Source organism: Corynebacterium sp. KPL2838 (assembly GCF_040225455.1).
GTDB classification, from domain to species: Bacteria; Actinomycetota; Actinomycetes; order Mycobacteriales; family Mycobacteriaceae; genus Corynebacterium; species Corynebacterium rhinophilum.
Genome location: NZ_JBEHFT010000040.1, coordinates 1 through 15,813, shown reverse-complemented (window position 1 = coordinate 15,813; position 15,813 = coordinate 1). Strand labels below are relative to the sequence as shown.

Below are 15,813 nucleotides of genomic sequence, written 5' to 3'. Positions count from 1 at the left end.
CGCACCAGGAAGCGGAATCTGTTGTTGCCGCGCTGAAGGCAGATTATGCCGATGAGGCGATACCGGGGTACGTGTGGGTCTCCGGCGAAGGGGACTTGGCGAAGAAGGTTCGGGGCCTCGCGGTGAAAGACTGGGGCCTTGCCACCGACGACGTCACCTGGGTGCCCTACTGGTTCTATGGAAGAGCCCGGCCGTAAAGAAGAACTTGAGTTCAGAGGGTCGTTGCAACGATTCCCATCATCAGCACGATCGATCGCAGCCTCAATACGCCCGAACGCAGCATCAGCTCGCCTCAAGGACTAGATACTAACGAAGTTTCTGCAGAAAATGCTCCCGTAATCGAACCGTCTGCAGGTGTAGAAATGTTTATCCTTGCCATTGACGTCCATGCGCAATTTGCCGCGGGCGCATGCCGGGTAGTCGATGGCGCTATAGACCCCGACACCATGGACAAGGCCTGCACTTATACTGCCGCAGACCGCCCCTACTCCCTGCCCGGAACAAATGCCTAAGATATCGTCGTTATCGCTGGACACACCGGCGCCGCCGTACCTGCCGGTTCCAATAATCTCTACGATGGGTCAACTAACGGGCACAAGGTCACCATCGGCGACAAGCTATGTGTGCGCACTGGAAACTCTGCCCAGAACTGGCTCATCTATACCGCAACCGATCTCTATGACTCCGGTAAACAAGGCCTAGCCGGGGACTCAAGCGTATGGGGACACGAGGGAACTACCCGCACCGCAGACGACAGAGCTTCACTGCTCAGCAACACTGCGGTCACTCGCCCGCCTTTCGCTTATCCGCTCCTTTGCCTCAGCCTTACACCGTCCCCGCTTCCGCAACCGGAGGTGGGAAATTTCTATATCTTCTTTCCCAGCTCTCGGGCAAAGGCTCACTATTTTTCAACAGTGTTAACGATAACTGTTTGCAATAGTGTAATATTCGCCCCAGCTGTATAAAAGTTCACTGCACTTAACCTTGGGAGAACCTTATGCCCTTGCCCAACTCATTAACCCGCCTTGCCACCATAGTCGTGGCCTTGGCGCTCGCGTTATTCTACGCTCCCTTCGCCCTCGCTAAGGAAGCCCCCCTTGTCCGCACCCAAACGCACGTGGATTCCCCGCACGCGGTGTGGAAGGACGGAAACTTCAAACTCATGTCCAATAGTGCGGGCCTAGTCCCCATCGAGGACACGATCAACTGGGTCAGCCACGGCCGCGTCGATGGAGGCTTGGGGGCCTATGCCTGGCGCGTTCCTGATGACCCGCGCTTCGAGTTTCTCAATGCCGAGAAAAACCAGCTCATGTACTACGGCGGCCCCGCGGTCGGCTTTCCCAAAAACACCATGCCCATCTGGGCTGGGTTCGGTGCCGCCGCAGATCTTCCCACCGATCAATTCCGCGATAAATCCTTCAACATGGAAATCGTTGATTTCAAGGGCCCCGGCCGCATGGAATTGTTTACCTACAGCGACGAGAACTATCCCCTCAACCGCCTCTGGTCCTCTCACGACCCAGGATTCCGTACCACCTGGGTTAATGCAGGCACGCATACGCATAACGCCACGACGTTTACCCGTCCTGGCCACTACGAAGTAACCTACCGCGCTTCGGCTCGAAAGAAGGATGGCACCTTCATCCACTCCGAGCCACAAACCCTGGTATGGCAGGTAGGCGGCACCAACCCCGCCGAGCGCACGATTACCGACCTTGAAGCTGCCTTTAACGACGCCAAGTCTGAAGGCTCCGCAGGCGAAGATTCCGAGTCCAACACCCCTATGTTTAAGATGGCGCCCTCCACGGCTGATACCAAGGGCGCGAAGGAAGGCATCCTCACCACGCTCTCCCTCGATACCGGCAATGCCAAGGACTCCGGCCGCGCCGTATTCACCATCAACGGCCACTATCTAGCCGAGCGCAAGGTAGAAGGCGGTAAGGCTTCGTGGGATGAAATGATTGGTGATGAAGAATCCAACTTCCAAGCCATCTTCATTCCCGACAATAATTCCCCAAGCCCACGCTGGGTATCCGAACCCATAAAGTTCTGGACCAGCACCGACGGGGAAAAAGACGGTAAAGATGCGGAAGCTTACACAACGAAAAGCGGCGAGCTTCCTACCCCAGAGATGGAAGAGTTAGAGCCGTTTGAGACCGATCCCCTTGAGATCACGAGCCCAAATATCACCGTTTCCACCAGTAAAGTGTACGGCGAGGACGACCGTAATATCGACATCACCGTAGCTCCCGAGGATGACCGTACCACGGTGCGCGTTACCGGCGGCTTCTACAAAGTAAATGGCGAACCGATGACTAGCCTGCCGCAGAACGCTGTTGCAGATTGCGAAATCGGCTTTACTTCTGGGCCGGGGCTAAGGACGAGCAAGCAACTCATCGAGGGCTGTAAGCAGCCCGGCTACCAGCTCATGCTACGCATCGTTCCTGATTCGCGCTCCAATGCCGGCGGCGCCACGCTATTTAGCCATACCCATAAAGACGCTTATAAGCCGGTAGCTGAGACCACCGTCTCGTTCCCGGAGGCTTCCGCTTCCGGGGATGCACCGGAACAAGAAGGATCGGAGAAGCCAGAAGACTCCAACGCACCAGAGAAGCCGCAGGACTCGGAAGAAGCAGAAGAGTCAGAGGGTTCCGCCCCAACCGAAGAGTCTTCCCCTGAGGCACCTTCCACGACCCCAAAGCCTTCGGTTCCCAGTGTCCCCAAGCCCAAACCGCAGGGCCCGAAGGATAAGGACGCCCCCAACAAGGAGCTCAATCTGCACCGGGGTCACGTCGATATCGCCCCTATCCACGAGGATGGTGAGCTACACCTGGGCATCAAGGACGAGACGAACCTCTACCACATTGGTGCAATCTGGCGTAAGCCATCCGATGTCTTTTTCAGCGTTCCCAAGCAGGTCAAGACCACCTTGGACAAAGACATCCCCCACTTTGGAAAGAAAGGCAGCGCTGCCTACGTCCTGCCAGAGACACAGCGCACCGGCGTGGTGTGGCCTGGGATAAGCACCGAAGATGCCTACCAGGACACCAAGAAGAATTACACCTTTACCTTTACCCCCGTCAAAGCCCCGAAGGACGGCGAATGGTTGGCATACCTGGCTGATCAAACCGGCCTGGACCAGCGCCTTGCCGGCAGCGATGGTACGCATTCCTATACCACCGAAGGCCCAGACCACATGCACCTTAACTGGGCATTCAACAAGCCCGGTACGTATGAAGTTGGTGTCACGGTAGCCGAAAAAGACGGCAAAACCGCGAAAAAGGCCGTTCTGCGTTTCAAGGTAGCTAGCGAGGATTCATCATCTGCTACCCCACCAACTAAGGGAAACGACAATGCGTCTGAAGGCGGATCCAACGACAGTACCGATGGCACGACCGAGAACGATGCCGGAAGCTCCGCCGATAACGGCACGGAAAGCACCGCGCCGTCGAAAGAACGAAACCCAGAGACAACGGAACCTGCTCCCAGCGCAACACCGTCCCAGAAGCGCGAGATTACCAAGGGCCACATCGACTTCGGGCCAAAGGTTGTGGACAATAAGCTCGGCTTCTATGTCAACGAAGACGACCGCCACAACGTGCCTGAAGACGTAGCGCTACGCGTTCACGATACGCAACGCGTGCCGGTCGCTGACTCTCTGGCTAAGACCCTGTCCTTTACCGGAATGGTAAAGACTGGCTCGACGATTTACCACCTGCCATTACAACAGGATCACAATGCTGTGTGGCCGGGATGGGACACGATCAAGGTCGGGCAAGACTACCGTGACGCTGCTATCGAGGTTCGCCCCAAGTCGGCACCTACGGACGGAAAATGGTGGGCCGGCCACACTGCCTCCCTGAATACACCGGAACGAACCTTGGCCGATAGCAACGGTACCCATACGATTAAGGGCGTTGAGGACGGGCCTTTCCATGTCCACGCGCACTGGATTTTTACAGAACCAGGCCGCTATGAGATGGACATGCGTGCCGTCAACCACAACGGCGACAAACTCACCGACTGGCACACCGTTACCTTCCTCGTGGGTGATTCAACCACCCAGCCCGGCGGAAAAGGCGCTGCCGAAGAAGGCGATAAGGAAGAGGGCAAGCCCGCAGACTCCTCGAAGAATAAGCAACCAGGTGCTACCAAACCGGATAACGGCCCGAATAGCACCGGCACTACTAAGCCGGGATCCGATAAGTCCAAGGCCTCTAACTCATCTGGATCAAATGCGGGCGCCAAGGCGGCCAAGGGCAATAGCGCTGGGAAGTCAGAAGGCTCCAGCAAATCCACTACCGCTAAGGGCGCAACGAACGGGGGCTCTGGACCTGGCTCCGGATCCGGCGGAGGTTCCTCCAACTCCCACAAAGGTTCGCTGGCTTCCACGGGTGCCAATGTCGGTTGGGTACTCGTGCTCGCTGCAGTCTTTATTGGCGCCGGCATAGCCCTGATGAAAAAGCGCTCCAAGAACAGTCAGTAGCCCTTTGACTCCAGAGGCCGTTGCACCACCCCATTGCGACGGCCTCTCAATTGGAACTGATCCACGACCTTAAAAACCAATAAGCATCAACCTATACCGCAGATCTGAGCCTTGAAAAGGGTCGAGTACCAGCTCGGGCCGGGCTCATTTTGCGTTTTAAAGTGGTTATTTACACCACAAGCCTTTAAATCTCTCCCCGAATAGGGGTGGAAGCTAAACTGAAGCGCTGCATTGACATAGTTCAATGGGATAGCCTGGGTTTTACCAAGCTTCCTGATTCATCCCCAATTAACGAAGAAACATTATGCGAAGTAAATTTAGCTCAATCGCCTTGTCCGCACTTTTGATCACCAGTGGAGCTATAGCTCCAGCCACTGCTCAGGAACCTTCCGCCGTCACGTCCGAAAACTATGTTGAATTGTTCAACTTTGGAGATGAGTATTCTCACGACCCTCATAAACGGCGATCCCAACTAAAGCGTGATGATTTCCAAAAAACATCTGAAGTAGTCCTCTACGGAAGAAAGGTGGAAACCTACAAAAAGGTTTTCCCGGAAGGAATTTCTGTCGAGTACGACGTACTGGGCGATCCTGTGAAAGCTTCACCGGCTTCATTCGTAAGGTTCGAATGGGACTGGGGTCCCCGTATTTACATGACGGGCGAGGAGTTTTGGAGCCTTGGTGCTTCTGGGTTCGCAGGTACTGTCTGCGGGCTCTTAGGAAAGTCAGTAAAGTTCGGCACCGCATGTAGCGTTGCTGCAACCGCAGCGTGGAATAAATTGACTGCTAAGCGAAAATGGGCCCATGACGATCAATGTTATGACCTAAGCCAATTCATGAACATTGGATGGGAGAAAGCTCCCCGTGAGAAGTGCGATTAGCTTTGTTTAGTCGCATATCGAAATCTATTTTACTTCCTGCCAGCATTCTTGTATCCACTTGTGTAGCGGGTTTTTTCTGGGGAGAATTAAGGCTTTTCCCTCTTGTTATGGCAGTAATATACATGGCCCTGCACTACGCCTTTATACGTAGAGATTCTTACCCAAGATCGGAATCTGGGGCTTTTATCGTCGGATTTGTACTATCCATTTTTGGTGGATTAATGAATGCTTCAAACTACACATTCGCCGTTGGGCTAATGATAGCTTCGACGTTCCTTATGTTTTTAAAGCTTAATAAGGAGGACACGACCGGACCAAGAAAGTGAAGTGTCTGGCCGTATAGCCTTTACCATGGCCACTGATATTCCCATCTACTTCTGCCACCCAGGACCGCCGTGGGAACGCGGCAGCAACGAAAACACCAACGGCAGGCTCAGAAGAAACCTTGCCAAAACAGTGACCTGTCCATCTACAGCGCCGAGAACCTAGAGATGATCGCCACCAATCACAAACCATGCAAAGCACTCAACTGGCGCACATCAGCCGAAGTCCTGACCAACGCCCTGACACAAACCGGTAGTATCACACCCAAGTAACCGTCATCGTTGCAATGACCCCTAGAATCCACAGATGACAACAAAATTAAAAGGTCCCAACTCCTTCCATGGAGTTGGGACCTTTTAGCGCTCTATCTCTATTTACTTGAACGGGAAGCCGAGCTCGCGCAGAAGCTTACGGCCCTCCTCGTCGTTGGTAGCGCTGGTAACGACGGTGATGTCCATACCACGGGGACGATCGATCTTGTCAATGTCGATTTCGTAGAACATAGACTGCTCGGACAGGCCGAAGGTGTAGTTACCGTGGCCGTCAAACTGCTGGTCAGACAGACCGCGGAAGTCACGAATACGTGGCAGCGCGATGGTCAACAGGCGGTCCAGGAACTCCCACATGCGGTCGCCGCGCAGGGTAACGCGTGCGCCGATGGGCATGCCTTCGCGCAGCTTGAAGTTCGCGATGGACTTCTTAGCACGACGCAGCTGTGGCTTCTGACCGGTGATAGCGGTCAGGTCCTCGAGAGCACCATTGATAACCTTGGAGTCACGAGCGGCTTCGCCAACACCCATGTTGACTACGACCTTGGTGACGCCAGGGATCTGCATGACGTTGTCATACTTGAACTCTTCATTCAGGTTTTTGCGGATTTCCTCGCGGTAGCGAGTCTTCAGACGCGGGGTGTAGTTCTCGCTCATTTTTAGATGTCCTTCCCGTTGCTACGCGCGATGCGGACTTTTTTGCCGTTCTCGTCGAAACGGTAGCCCACGCGGGTCGGGTTACCCTCAGAGTCAACGATCGCTACGTTGGACACGTGGATCGGGGCTTCTTGGGTAACAATTCCGCCGGACTCGGCGCCACGCTCAGTAGCGGAGTTTGCGACGTGCTTCTTGATGCGGTTAACGCCCTCAACGAGGACCTTTTCGCGCTTCGGGTACGCCTCGATGACTTTGCCCTTCGCACCCTTATCTGGGCCCGAAATGACAATCACCATATCTCCCTTATGGATCTTCATAAGATTAGATCACCTCCGGTGCTAGAGAAACGATCTTCATGAAACGCTTATCACGGAGTTCACGAGCAACCGGGCCGAAGATACGGGTACCGCGAGGTTCGCTATCGCCCTTCAGAATAACTGCAGCATTCTCATCAAAGCGGATGTAGGAGCCGTCCGGACGACGGGTTTCCTTCTTCGCGCGGACGATAACTGCCTTAACTACATCGCCTTCTTTTACGCTGCCGCCTGGAACAGCGTCCTTGACGGTGGCGACAATTACGTCGCCGATGCCAGCGAAGCGTCGGACTGAGCCACCGAGAACGCGGATGCACAAAAGTTCACGTGCACCAGAGTTGTCGGCGACGCGCAGACGCGATTCCTGCTGAATCACTATGGGTCTCCTGACCTGGATTGATGTGCGACAAGATTTCCGTCCTTGCCACACGCGGTCTACAAACTTGCTGTGCGCGAACTTTTACAACGAACACCGTACGGCGTCGATGGGTCTCGGACCGGCGATTCGGAAACGCACCACTGCGGACCGACCAGCTCTCGCAACTAACATATTGAACCACATGAACTAGCTACTTCCAAAACACAAAAAGCAGGGTTTTCACTTCACAGCGGTTGCGTCCTTTAGCGGGGTGCATCTGTAGCCCGTGGTAAACCTCGTACTCTTTGAATCCAGCCTTTCCTCTGCCCCTCAGCAACCCCTGACTCAGCAGTTGGTAAAGACCGTGCTTCCACGGCATCTTCCAGCGGCAGGCTCAGCTCAATGCAGAAGTAGTGAACTAATGGACTTAACCGAAATTTTCGATACCAAGGTTTCTATCGATCAGTATCTAGAGGCCGGCTGGCAAACCCTTTATATGGTGGGCATTTCCCTCTTCCTGGGGACAATAGGCGGAGTTACCCTGGGAATCATCCTGGCCCTTGCTCACCCGCAAGGCATGTACCCCAACCGTGTGCTGTTCAGGATCACAGACTTCCTAGTCAATACGGTGCGCTGGTGCCGCTTACCATCTTCATAGCGCCTTCATAGCGCCGTTTATGGCTCGCCTCATCGAGCAATCGGTGCTGGAAGTTGGTGAAGGCATCCTAGAAGCAGCGGAATCCATGGGCGCTTCCCTATGGCAAACCATCCGCTATTTCTTGCTGCCGGAGGCTAGGGCTTCGATAATCTTGGCACTGACTACATCCACCATCACCTTGATTTCTGCCGCCGCGATGGCGGGCACCATCGGTGGTGGAGGCGTCGGTGACTTGGCGGTCTCCTATGGTTATCAGCAATTCGACACCGTAGCCATTATCTTCACCGTGATTATCCTCATCGTGGTGGTACAAGCAATCCAAGGCTTGGGCAATGCGCTCGCCCGTCGGGCGCGCAACGGCGCCTAATGAATACCAACAAGTAAAAAGGCTGGGGTTTATCCCCAGCCCTTTCTTGTATCAGAAAGCCCAGCCCTTAAGACGTAGCTTTCTTCGCAGTAGTCTCCGCAGTCTCCTGGCCAGCCTTTGGATCCACGGTAAATAGGTCCGTCCCAGAACCGATGAGCTCGCCCTCGCGGAAGGCCGCGGTGGGAATAACGGGGCCAGTCTTCTTGGCGTTGGATACAACGACTGGCGTCGTTACCGGCAGTCCCGCTTCCTTAATGGCCTCGATATCGAATTCAGCCAGGACCTCGCCTTGCTTGACGGTATCGCCCTTATTGACGTGTGAGGTGAAGTGTTCGCCCTTGAGGTTTACCGTATCGAAGCCAATGTGCATAAGGATGTCGATCGGCCCCACCTCTGGGTCTTCCACGCGCAGGGCGTAGGCGTGGTGGGAGGGGAAGGTCACGGTGATGGTGCCATCGGCAGGCGCGACGAGCTTGCCGACGGTCGGTTCGATCGCAACGCCTTTACCCAGCTTGCCCCCGGCGAACATGGGGTCCTCAACTTTAGATAGCGGCACGGCATTTCCCTCTAGCGGGGAAAAGATCGTCGCGGCATCCTCGGCCGCGGAAGTGCTGGCAGCAGACTCTTCAGCGGCCTCGGCAGCCAAAGCCTGCGCGGCGGGCGGATTGATCTCATCAGGGTCAATGGTGCCATTGCGATGGATGAGCACGCGCCCGTATAGGTAAGCCCCGATGAAGGCTACGGCGAAGGCGATGACACCACACAACAAGAAGGTCGGGACAAAGCGGGGAACGGAGACGAAGCCAATGAAGCCGGCGGCACCGAGGGCATCCGCAAGCACGCCAAAAATGGCGATGAACGTAGAGGCGATGGCTGATGCCGCCATACCGATATAAAACGGCCAACGCAGGCGCAGGTTAACACCGAAGATCGCGGGCTCAGTAATACCAAACAGCGCCGAGATACCGGAGGCACCGGCCAAGCCCTTGAGCTTTTCGGAACGCGCCAGGAAGTACACGGCCAAGGCCACACCGCCCTGGGCGATATTGGCCATCGAGGCAATGGGGAAGATGAAGGAACCGCCCTCATTCCACAGCATCGTCTCAATGGGCGGGAAGGATTGGTGTAGACCGGTAATGACGATAGGTGAATAAACCAGACCGAAAAGGAAGCCGGCCACAGGACCTGCAAAGTCATACAGGTTGGCCAGCCCCATGCCCAACCATTCACCGGCGGTACGCAAGATTGGACCCAGCCCCATAAAGGTAATAAAGCCGGTCACCAGCAGGGTAAGCAGGGGCGTGAGCATGAAGTCCACGGTGCCCTTGAGGTGCTTGTGTAGGAACTTTTCAATCGTCGCCAAAATCCAGGCGATGACCAAAATAGGCAAGATGGACCCCTGGTAGCCGGCCTGGGCAACGTCTAAGCCAAAGATATCCCAGTAGGGCATCTCGCCATTTTCAATAGCCTCAGCAACGTTATAGCCGCTAACCAAATCTGGCATGACCATCGCCATGGCCATGCCCGCACCGAGGAATTCATTACCGCCAAAGCGCTTAGTAGCAGTAAAGCCCACGAGGATAGGAAGGAAGGCAAAGGGGGCGGATGCCAGGAGGTTGACCAGCCCGGCAAACCCTTCCCACGAGGGATACATTTCGATGACTGATTGATCCCCAAATAGTCCCGGCGCGGTCAGCACATTATTTAATGCCATCAATAGACCGCCGCCGAGCAGGATTGGGATTAGCGGAACAAAAATATCCGCCAAGACCTTGACAGCACGGGAGAACCAGTTCCCGGATTCCGCGGCAATATCTTTTAGCCGATCGGTGGACACGGCGACGTCCTTGGAAATGGACTTTGTCATTTCCTGAAAGACGATATTGACATCGCCCGGTCCCACGATGACCTGGAACATGCCACCGGCTTCGAAGGTGCCCTTCAGATCTGGATCGTTGTCTAGCGCTGCGGTATCTACCTTGTCCGAATCATTCAACACCATGCGCAAGCGCGTGGCGCAGTGGGCAAGGGCAATAATATTATCTTCGCCGCCTAATGCCTTGAGGGTGCGGGCGGCAACCTCTTTATGCTCCATGGACCAACCTTTGTTATTTAGATCACATTAAATGACCGAATGTGATTGTCTACTTCCTATCTAAGTCTGTTTGTGCCCAAATGTCCACAAAGTAAAAAGCTGTCGGTCCTAGTTCCGCAGGGTCTTAGTCCAGCGGCTCCCATGCCTGCCACGGAGCATCACCAAAAACCGCGAATGCCGCGGCGATGCGACCGTCGCCGGCAAAGACTTCTACGGCGCAGCCATCAGCGATCAGCCGCATTTCTCCATCGGGGCAGGCGATCAGCTCGCCGTCATTGAAAGAGATGGTGCCACCGCCTTGCACCACGCGGAATGCTTCCTTGCCAGTGGCATCGACAAGCGCATAAGCCCCCTCCCCTATGACATCAATGGTCGAGCCAAAGCCCTCCCTGCCGCGGGTTTCCGGCAGCGCAGACCACAGCGGTTCTTGACACAGGTAGTTATCCTCCAGCCACAGCCGCCGCGGAATAGTCAAGGTATGCACCCACCCCTGCGTTGGAGTTTCGTCATGAGCGGGCATGCCCATCCAGCCCAGCAGGATGTTTTCCTCGGTTGCCTGCGGCGCATAGAACTGCGTGCCGTGATCCAGCAGGGTAAAGCCGCGCTCAACGTGGAAATTAAGCTCATCCAAGGTCCCGACGACGTAGCCGCAACGGTCCGTCTCATCCTGTGGACAGAAAATGAGCACGTGCTTATCCCCAAAGGTCAGCAGGTTGGGGCACTCCCACATATAGCCACCGGGAAGCTGCGCGGGATCATCAAAAACAAGCTCTCCCTGGAAATCCCACTGCTTTAAATCCTGCGAGTTATACAGCACGATGGTTCCGCGTTCGTCTTCCGTTTGCGCACCAATGACCATGCGCCATCTCTCCCCAGCGCGGGAAATATGGGGATCGCGGAAGTGGCCGGTATATCCCTCCGGGGAATCAGCGATAAGCGGGTTAGCGGCATCGCGGACATAAATCCCGCCTTCCGGCCCGGAGGGGTCCATGACCCGCACGCGATTCTGTGAGGGGATGCGGCGCCCGGCTTCTTTCAGGTTTCCGGTATAAAAAAGCCACACGTCAGTGCCGTCAACCACGGCCCCGCCGGAGTAGCACCCATCCTTGTCATAGGGCAGGTCAGGATAGAGCGCATCGGGGTAATGTCGCCACGGAGTGGGCGCGGACACCGTCGTGGTGGCGTGACCCCAGCCAGTCCGCTTGGGCTTGTGCGGAAAGGCAGGGTCATGCTGGTAGTAGGCGTGCAGAATATCGCCATTCACAAAAAGGCCATTGGGGTCATTGAGGCGGCCCAGTGGTGGCGCGAGGTGAAAGTTCGGTCGGTGGTTCATGTCCCCGATACTATGGAACTATGACTATTCATGTGTGCGGCGAAGGCCTCGTGGACTTGGTTCCGGTATCCCCTGGCCGCTTGAATGACCTCACCCCAGCGTTGGGCGGCGGCCCTTTTAACGTGGCCATCGCCGCGGCACGCTTGGGCGCGGACGTGGAGTTCCAATCGCGGATTTCTACCGATGGCTTTGGCCAGGAATTATTCCAGCGACTTGAGGAAGAAGGCGTCGAGACCGCCCACGTCCAACGCGGCGAGGAACCGACCACCCTGGCGGTGACCACCATCGCGGATAACGGCACGGCCTCCTATAACTTTTATGTGGAAGGCACTGCGGATCGCTTCGTTGAACCCAAACTAGTTCCGGCAGATATTGCCTGCTTCGGCACCGTTTCCTTGGCCTTGGAGCCGGGTGCTTCCCGCTACGCGCAGCTGCTCAAGGACTTCGCCGCGCAGGGAACACTCGTCGCCCTTGATCCCAATATCCGGCCCTTTTATGCCACCGCCGCGCATAAGAAATTCTTGGCGGATTTGCTGCCACACGTCTCTGTGCTGAAGTTATCGGATGAAGAGGTGGACTTTTTAGGCGAGGACTTCACCAACCAGGTCCCCATCGTGGTCACCACCCGCGGCGGCGATGGAATTAGCGTCAGGGCTGGGGATATTTCCCTCGACGTTCCCGCAGCCGCGGTTGAGGTCACCGATACCATCGGCGCCGGCGACACCATCATGGCAGCCCTTTTGACGCAACTCGATGAACGCGGCCTCGATGCGGACAAGGCCGCAGCACTAAGCGCCGAACAGTGGCGCGATATCCTCCACTTCGCCGCCACCGCGGCCGGCATCACCGTCTCCCGCACCGGCGCCAATCCCCCACTCCGCAAGGAAGTAGAGTCAGCCCTATGAGCTACACCAAACGCACGATGTGGATACACCTGGGGTTATTCCTCTTAGCGTTCCTCGCCTTCATCCTCCCCGTTGTCGTAGGAACCGCAGCCCTACTCCCGCTGTGGCTCTCGGGGGGATTAAGCATCGTCCTTGCAGCAGCCGCGCTTATCGATGCCGCCTTTAAGTTCTTCGCCCCCGCTTCCCCGCGCAGTCTCAAGCTGCTCTCCGGAATCGCCGGCATCGTGTTGCTGGTGGGCTGGGGAATCTGGATCTACATCTACGGAAATATGGCGGCAGTGGGCACGGGAACCTACCGCATTGGTAATTTCCTCCTCAGCGTCGGCTGCGTGCTTAGCCTCTTCATCATCGCGATTTCGGTTTTGGATATCCGCCGGTTGGCGCGGCAGTAGCCGGGCTGACCAAACGCTCCTGGCGCTTAGCGCGGGGTGCGCTCAGCGGTCGCTGGGGAGGACGCGGCGGGGAACGATAATGGGGGCATCGCCAAGCGGGTCGTCCCAGGCCTCCGCCTCGATGCCATAGGCCTGCGCCAATACCTTGGGGGCCACCGCCTGCTTGGGTGCGCCGCGCGCGATGATATCGCCGGCCTTCATCACCACCATGGAATCGGAGTAGTGGCCCGCGAGCATGAGATCGTGCAGGACCACAACCACCGTTTTGCCGGCGCGCGCCTGTGTTCGAGCCAGCTCCAGCATGCTCATGGCGTGGGCGGGGTCGAGGAAGGTCGTGGGTTCATCGAGAAGCAGCACCGGCGTATCTTGCGCCAACGCTAGCGCTAGCCAGACGCGCTGGCGCTGCCCACCCGATAGGGAGGCGATATCGCGGTCGAGGAAGTCCACAATCTCCGTGGCCTCGCAGGCCTGGGCGATGATCTCCCGGTCCGTGGCAGAAAGGCCGCGCATCCTGCCCTGATAGGGGTGGCGCCCGCGCGCGACCAACTCTCCTACCCGCAGCCCATCCGGCGCCACGGGGTGCTGTGGCAGCAGCGCCACCTGCTGCGCGGCTTCCTTCGCGTTCATCGCATGCAGGTCAGCGTCCCCGACCACGACGCTGCCCTGCCGCGGGGCCAGGATTTTAGACAGCGTCTTGAGCAGCGTGGACTTGCCACAGCCATTGGGCCCGATGAGCGTGGTGACCTCACCGGCGCGTGCATGCAGATCGACGCCGGCGAGGATATCCTCGCCGTCCTTATATCCCGCATGGATGCCGGTGGCCTGGAGGTTGCACCGGCGCTTCGAGCGCGTGGGCTGATTATCCGTCATATCTTTTCCTTCATCCACGTACGAGTGAGTAGCACTTTGTGGTTGGCTCATTTGTCTGATCCTCGCTGTGGCGCGCCACAGCGTTTAGGTGCGCCGGGCCGCGTTCCACACCAATACCACCAGGGCGCAGCCGCCGATGACCGAGGAGACCGCACCCACCGGGGCGTTGACCGGAATCGCGCCGGCGATAACGGCGCACACGGTCAGCAGCGCCGCGCCTGCGGCTGCCGATGCCACCGGTGATGGCGTGGGTGTGCGCGCCACCATCCGCGCCAGGTGCGGGGCCAGCAGGGCGATAAATCCAATGGGGCCAACCACCGAGACCACCACCGCGCAGATCCCGGTTGCAGCAATGAGCAGCAGGGCGCGCTGGCGGGAGATATTCACGCCCAGGGTGGTTGCGGAGGAATCATCGTGGGCGAGCAGCGGCAGCTCCCGCGCACACCAGATGCCTATGGCGAGAAACGGCGCTAATGCCACGAGTAAGGGCACGATGACCTCCATGCGCACGAACCCGGTCGAGCCCGCCAGCCACGTTTGCGCCTCGGCCGCGCGCTGGATCTGCGCGCTGCGCATCAAATACGCCACGACGGCTTGAAACATCAGCGATAAGGCAATGCCGACGATGACGATGCGGTTGCTCGTGCCGATGCCACCCAGGACGGCGAGGAGGATGACGACGAGGAGGGCTCCGATCATCGCCAAGCATGCCCGCCACCAGAAGTCCGGGATGCCGTCTGCGAAACCGGGGCGCGAATGCACGGTGCCCAGCACTACCAGGACCGATGCGCCGCCGGTCACGCCCAAGATATCCGGTGATGCCAGTGGGTTGCGGGCCATGGTCTGCGTCCATGAGCCGGCCACGCCGAGGGCGGCCCCCACGATGACGGTGGCGATGGCAACAGGCAGGCGTAAGTCCCACACCACCCTGATGTGGCTCTCGCTGCCGCCGCCGGTGAGCACATCGAGGACCTGCCGCGGGCTCAACTCCAAAGGCCCTTGCCCCAGCAACACCAGGTAGGCGCCAAAGGTGATAAGGCCGAATACCAGCGTCGATGCGAGCACGCGGACGTGCCTGCGACGCTGCTGCGCTTGCAGGGTACTGCTTATTGTTGTCATGCGTTATCGCCCCACGCTTTGCCCACGCCGCGGTGAGCGCCCCAAATGAGGAAAGGCGCGCCCACGATGGCAAGAACGATGGACATCTCTAGCTCCGAGTTACCCACAATGAGGCGGCCGATGATGTCGGCGGCAAGCACCGCGCAACCGCCCAGGAGCGCGGAGGGCAGTATCATCGTGGCAACGCTGGGGCCAACCACCCGCCGCACGATGTGGGGAATGGCGAAGCCAACGAAGGCGATGGGACCCGTTGCCGCCGTTGCACTGCCGGCTAGTACCACGACGCTCAGCGCCGCGCCCACCCGCGCGGTAGTAGGGGATCCACCCAAGGCGAGCGAGGACTCCTCCCCCATGGCCAAAAGGTCAAGCGGCCTGGCCGCCATTGCCGCGCACGCTAGGCCGATGAGCAGGCCAATACCCGCGATGGTGACATCTTCTGAGCCGCGCCCGAAGGTCGAGCCGATGGTCCACCGCCGCATGCTATCGAGGACGTCCGTGGAATACAGGCCGATGATCACCGCTCCCGATCCCAGAGCGGCGGAGACGCCAGCGCCGACCAGAATGAGCGTTAGCGGATCCTGAAACCGCCGGGAGACGGCCAGGACCAGCAGCGTGGTAATGCCCGCGCCGACAAGCGCGAGCGAGGTGCGCATGCCGGTGGTGGTAGCAATGCCAATGGCCGTGCCTAGGGCAACGAAGAACGAGGCGCCTGCGGTAATACCGATAAATCCGGGGTCCGCTAGCGGGTTCCTGGTCCAGGATTGCGCCAAGACACCGGCGACGGCA

General features: G+C 57.7%; 15 protein-coding genes and 1 pseudogene. 8 read left to right on the top strand and 8 right to left on the bottom strand.

Translation table 11 applies throughout. The features are described 5' to 3' along the window. The 4 genes from ABRP98_RS10365 to ABRP98_RS10350 form a co-directional block, all read left to right on the top strand. The coding region (locus ABRP98_RS10365) for an SIP domain-containing protein (RefSeq protein ID WP_349859116.1) at positions 1-197 on the top strand (197 nt) is incomplete at its 5' end. A gap of 165 nt (positions 198-362) precedes the next feature. Next, entirely contained in the window at positions 363-512 is a 150-nt protein-coding gene (locus ABRP98_RS10360) for a hypothetical protein (RefSeq protein WP_284771294.1), read from the top strand. Positions 513-997: 485 nt separating this feature from the next. Next, a complete protein-coding gene (locus tag ABRP98_RS10355; RefSeq protein ID WP_284781919.1) occupies positions 998-4,486 on the top strand; it encodes a choice-of-anchor M domain-containing protein in 3,489 nt (1,162 codons plus the stop codon). A 304-nt stretch (positions 4,487-4,790) separates the two neighbouring features. Continuing rightward, entirely contained in the window at positions 4,791-5,366 is a 576-nt protein-coding gene (locus ABRP98_RS10350; protein WP_284771292.1) for a hypothetical protein, read from the top strand. A gap of 698 nt (positions 5,367-6,064) precedes the next feature. Here the strand turns inward: ABRP98_RS10350 and rplE are convergent. From rplE to rplN, 3 genes are read right to left on the bottom strand one after another with little or no spacing between them, the layout of a single operon-like run. Next, positions 6,065-6,616, bottom strand: coding sequence for a 50S ribosomal protein L5 (rplE, locus tag ABRP98_RS10345; RefSeq protein WP_023025194.1), 552 nt, complete (start codon positions 6,614-6,616; stop codon positions 6,065-6,067). A 2-nt stretch (positions 6,617-6,618) separates the two neighbouring features. Continuing rightward, positions 6,619-6,933, bottom strand: coding sequence for a 50S ribosomal protein L24 (rplX, locus tag ABRP98_RS10340; RefSeq protein ID WP_005276967.1), 315 nt, complete (start codon positions 6,931-6,933; stop codon positions 6,619-6,621). A 4-nt stretch (positions 6,934-6,937) separates the two neighbouring features. Continuing rightward, on the bottom strand, positions 6,938-7,306 hold the full coding sequence (gene rplN / locus ABRP98_RS10335) for a 50S ribosomal protein L14 (protein ID WP_121910625.1): 369 nt from the start codon (positions 7,304-7,306) through the stop codon (positions 6,938-6,940). Between the two features lie 403 nt (positions 7,307-7,709). On the opposite strand from rplN, the gene ABRP98_RS11825 reads away from it, so the two are divergent. Further along, on the top strand, positions 7,710-7,946 hold the full coding sequence (locus tag ABRP98_RS11825) for an ABC transporter permease family protein (protein WP_410755986.1): 237 nt from the start codon (positions 7,710-7,712) through the stop codon (positions 7,944-7,946). 4 nt (positions 7,947-7,950) lie between these two features. Further along, positions 7,951-8,313, top strand: a pseudogene (locus ABRP98_RS11820) (ABC transporter permease subunit); the annotation flags it as partial. A 67-nt stretch (positions 8,314-8,380) separates the two neighbouring features. Here ABRP98_RS11820 and ABRP98_RS10325 read toward each other — a convergent pair. Both ABRP98_RS10325 and ABRP98_RS10320 read right to left on the bottom strand, forming a co-directional pair. Next, positions 8,381-10,408, bottom strand: coding sequence for a sucrose-specific PTS transporter subunit IIBC (locus ABRP98_RS10325; protein WP_349859114.1), 2,028 nt, complete (start codon positions 10,406-10,408; stop codon positions 8,381-8,383). Between the two features lie 124 nt (positions 10,409-10,532). Beyond that, entirely contained in the window at positions 10,533-11,741 is a 1,209-nt protein-coding gene (locus ABRP98_RS10320) for a glycoside hydrolase family 32 protein (protein ID WP_349859113.1), read from the bottom strand. Between the two features lie 20 nt (positions 11,742-11,761). Between ABRP98_RS10320 and ABRP98_RS10315 the strand changes: the two genes are divergently transcribed. After that, a complete protein-coding gene (locus tag ABRP98_RS10315; RefSeq protein ID WP_349859112.1) occupies positions 11,762-12,646 on the top strand; it encodes a carbohydrate kinase family protein in 885 nt (294 codons plus the stop codon). Further along, the gene (locus ABRP98_RS10310; protein WP_349859111.1) at positions 12,643-13,038 is read left to right on the top strand and encodes a multidrug transporter; all 396 of its coding nucleotides are present in this window, start codon (positions 12,643-12,645) and stop codon (positions 13,036-13,038) included. Before ABRP98_RS10315 ends, ABRP98_RS10310 begins: the two co-directional genes overlap by 4 nt. A gap of 42 nt (positions 13,039-13,080) precedes the next feature. Here the strand turns inward: ABRP98_RS10310 and ABRP98_RS10305 are convergent, their stop codons facing one another. The 3 genes from ABRP98_RS10305 to ABRP98_RS10295 all read right to left on the bottom strand — a co-directional run. Further along, positions 13,081-13,908 (bottom strand): ABC transporter ATP-binding protein, encoded by an 828-nt coding sequence (locus ABRP98_RS10305; RefSeq protein ID WP_349859118.1) that lies wholly within the window; start codon positions 13,906-13,908, stop codon positions 13,081-13,083. An 84-nt stretch (positions 13,909-13,992) separates the two neighbouring features. Next, a complete protein-coding gene (locus tag ABRP98_RS10300) occupies positions 13,993-15,027 on the bottom strand; it encodes a FecCD family ABC transporter permease (protein WP_349859109.1) in 1,035 nt (344 codons plus the stop codon). Continuing rightward, the coding region (locus ABRP98_RS10295; RefSeq protein WP_349859108.1) for a FecCD family ABC transporter permease at positions 15,024-15,813 on the bottom strand (790 nt) is incomplete at its 5' end. The genes ABRP98_RS10295 and ABRP98_RS10300, both read right to left, overlap by 4 nt.

Bases quoted from the DNA above. Each gene is read 5' to 3' on its own strand.
- ABRP98_RS10360 (WP_284771294.1), top strand. From the start codon at position 363: ATGTTTATCCTTGCCATTGACGTCCATGCGCAATTTGCCGCGGGCGCA.
- ABRP98_RS10355 (WP_284781919.1), top strand. From the start codon at position 998: ATGCCCTTGCCCAACTCATTAACCCGCCTTGCCACCATAGTCGTGGCC.
- ABRP98_RS10350 (WP_284771292.1), top strand. From the start codon at position 4,791: ATGCGAAGTAAATTTAGCTCAATCGCCTTGTCCGCACTTTTGATCACC.
- rplE (WP_023025194.1), bottom strand. From the start codon at position 6,616: ATGAGCGAGAACTACACCCCGCGTCTGAAGACTCGCTACCGCGAGGAA.
- rplX (WP_005276967.1), bottom strand. From the start codon at position 6,933: ATGAAGATCCATAAGGGAGATATGGTGATTGTCATTTCGGGCCCAGAT.
- ABRP98_RS11825 (WP_410755986.1), top strand. From the start codon at position 7,710: ATGGACTTAACCGAAATTTTCGATACCAAGGTTTCTATCGATCAGTAT.
- ABRP98_RS10325 (WP_349859114.1), bottom strand. From the start codon at position 10,408: ATGGAGCATAAAGAGGTTGCCGCCCGCACCCTCAAGGCATTAGGCGGC.
- ABRP98_RS10320 (WP_349859113.1), bottom strand. From the start codon at position 11,741: ATGAACCACCGACCGAACTTTCACCTCGCGCCACCACTGGGCCGCCTC.
- ABRP98_RS10315 (WP_349859112.1), top strand. From the start codon at position 11,762: ATGACTATTCATGTGTGCGGCGAAGGCCTCGTGGACTTGGTTCCGGTA.
- ABRP98_RS10310 (WP_349859111.1), top strand. From the start codon at position 12,643: ATGAGCTACACCAAACGCACGATGTGGATACACCTGGGGTTATTCCTC.
- ABRP98_RS10305 (WP_349859118.1), bottom strand. From the start codon at position 13,908: ATGACGGATAATCAGCCCACGCGCTCGAAGCGCCGGTGCAACCTCCAG.
- ABRP98_RS10300 (WP_349859109.1), bottom strand. From the start codon at position 15,027: ATGACAACAATAAGCAGTACCCTGCAAGCGCAGCAGCGTCGCAGGCAC.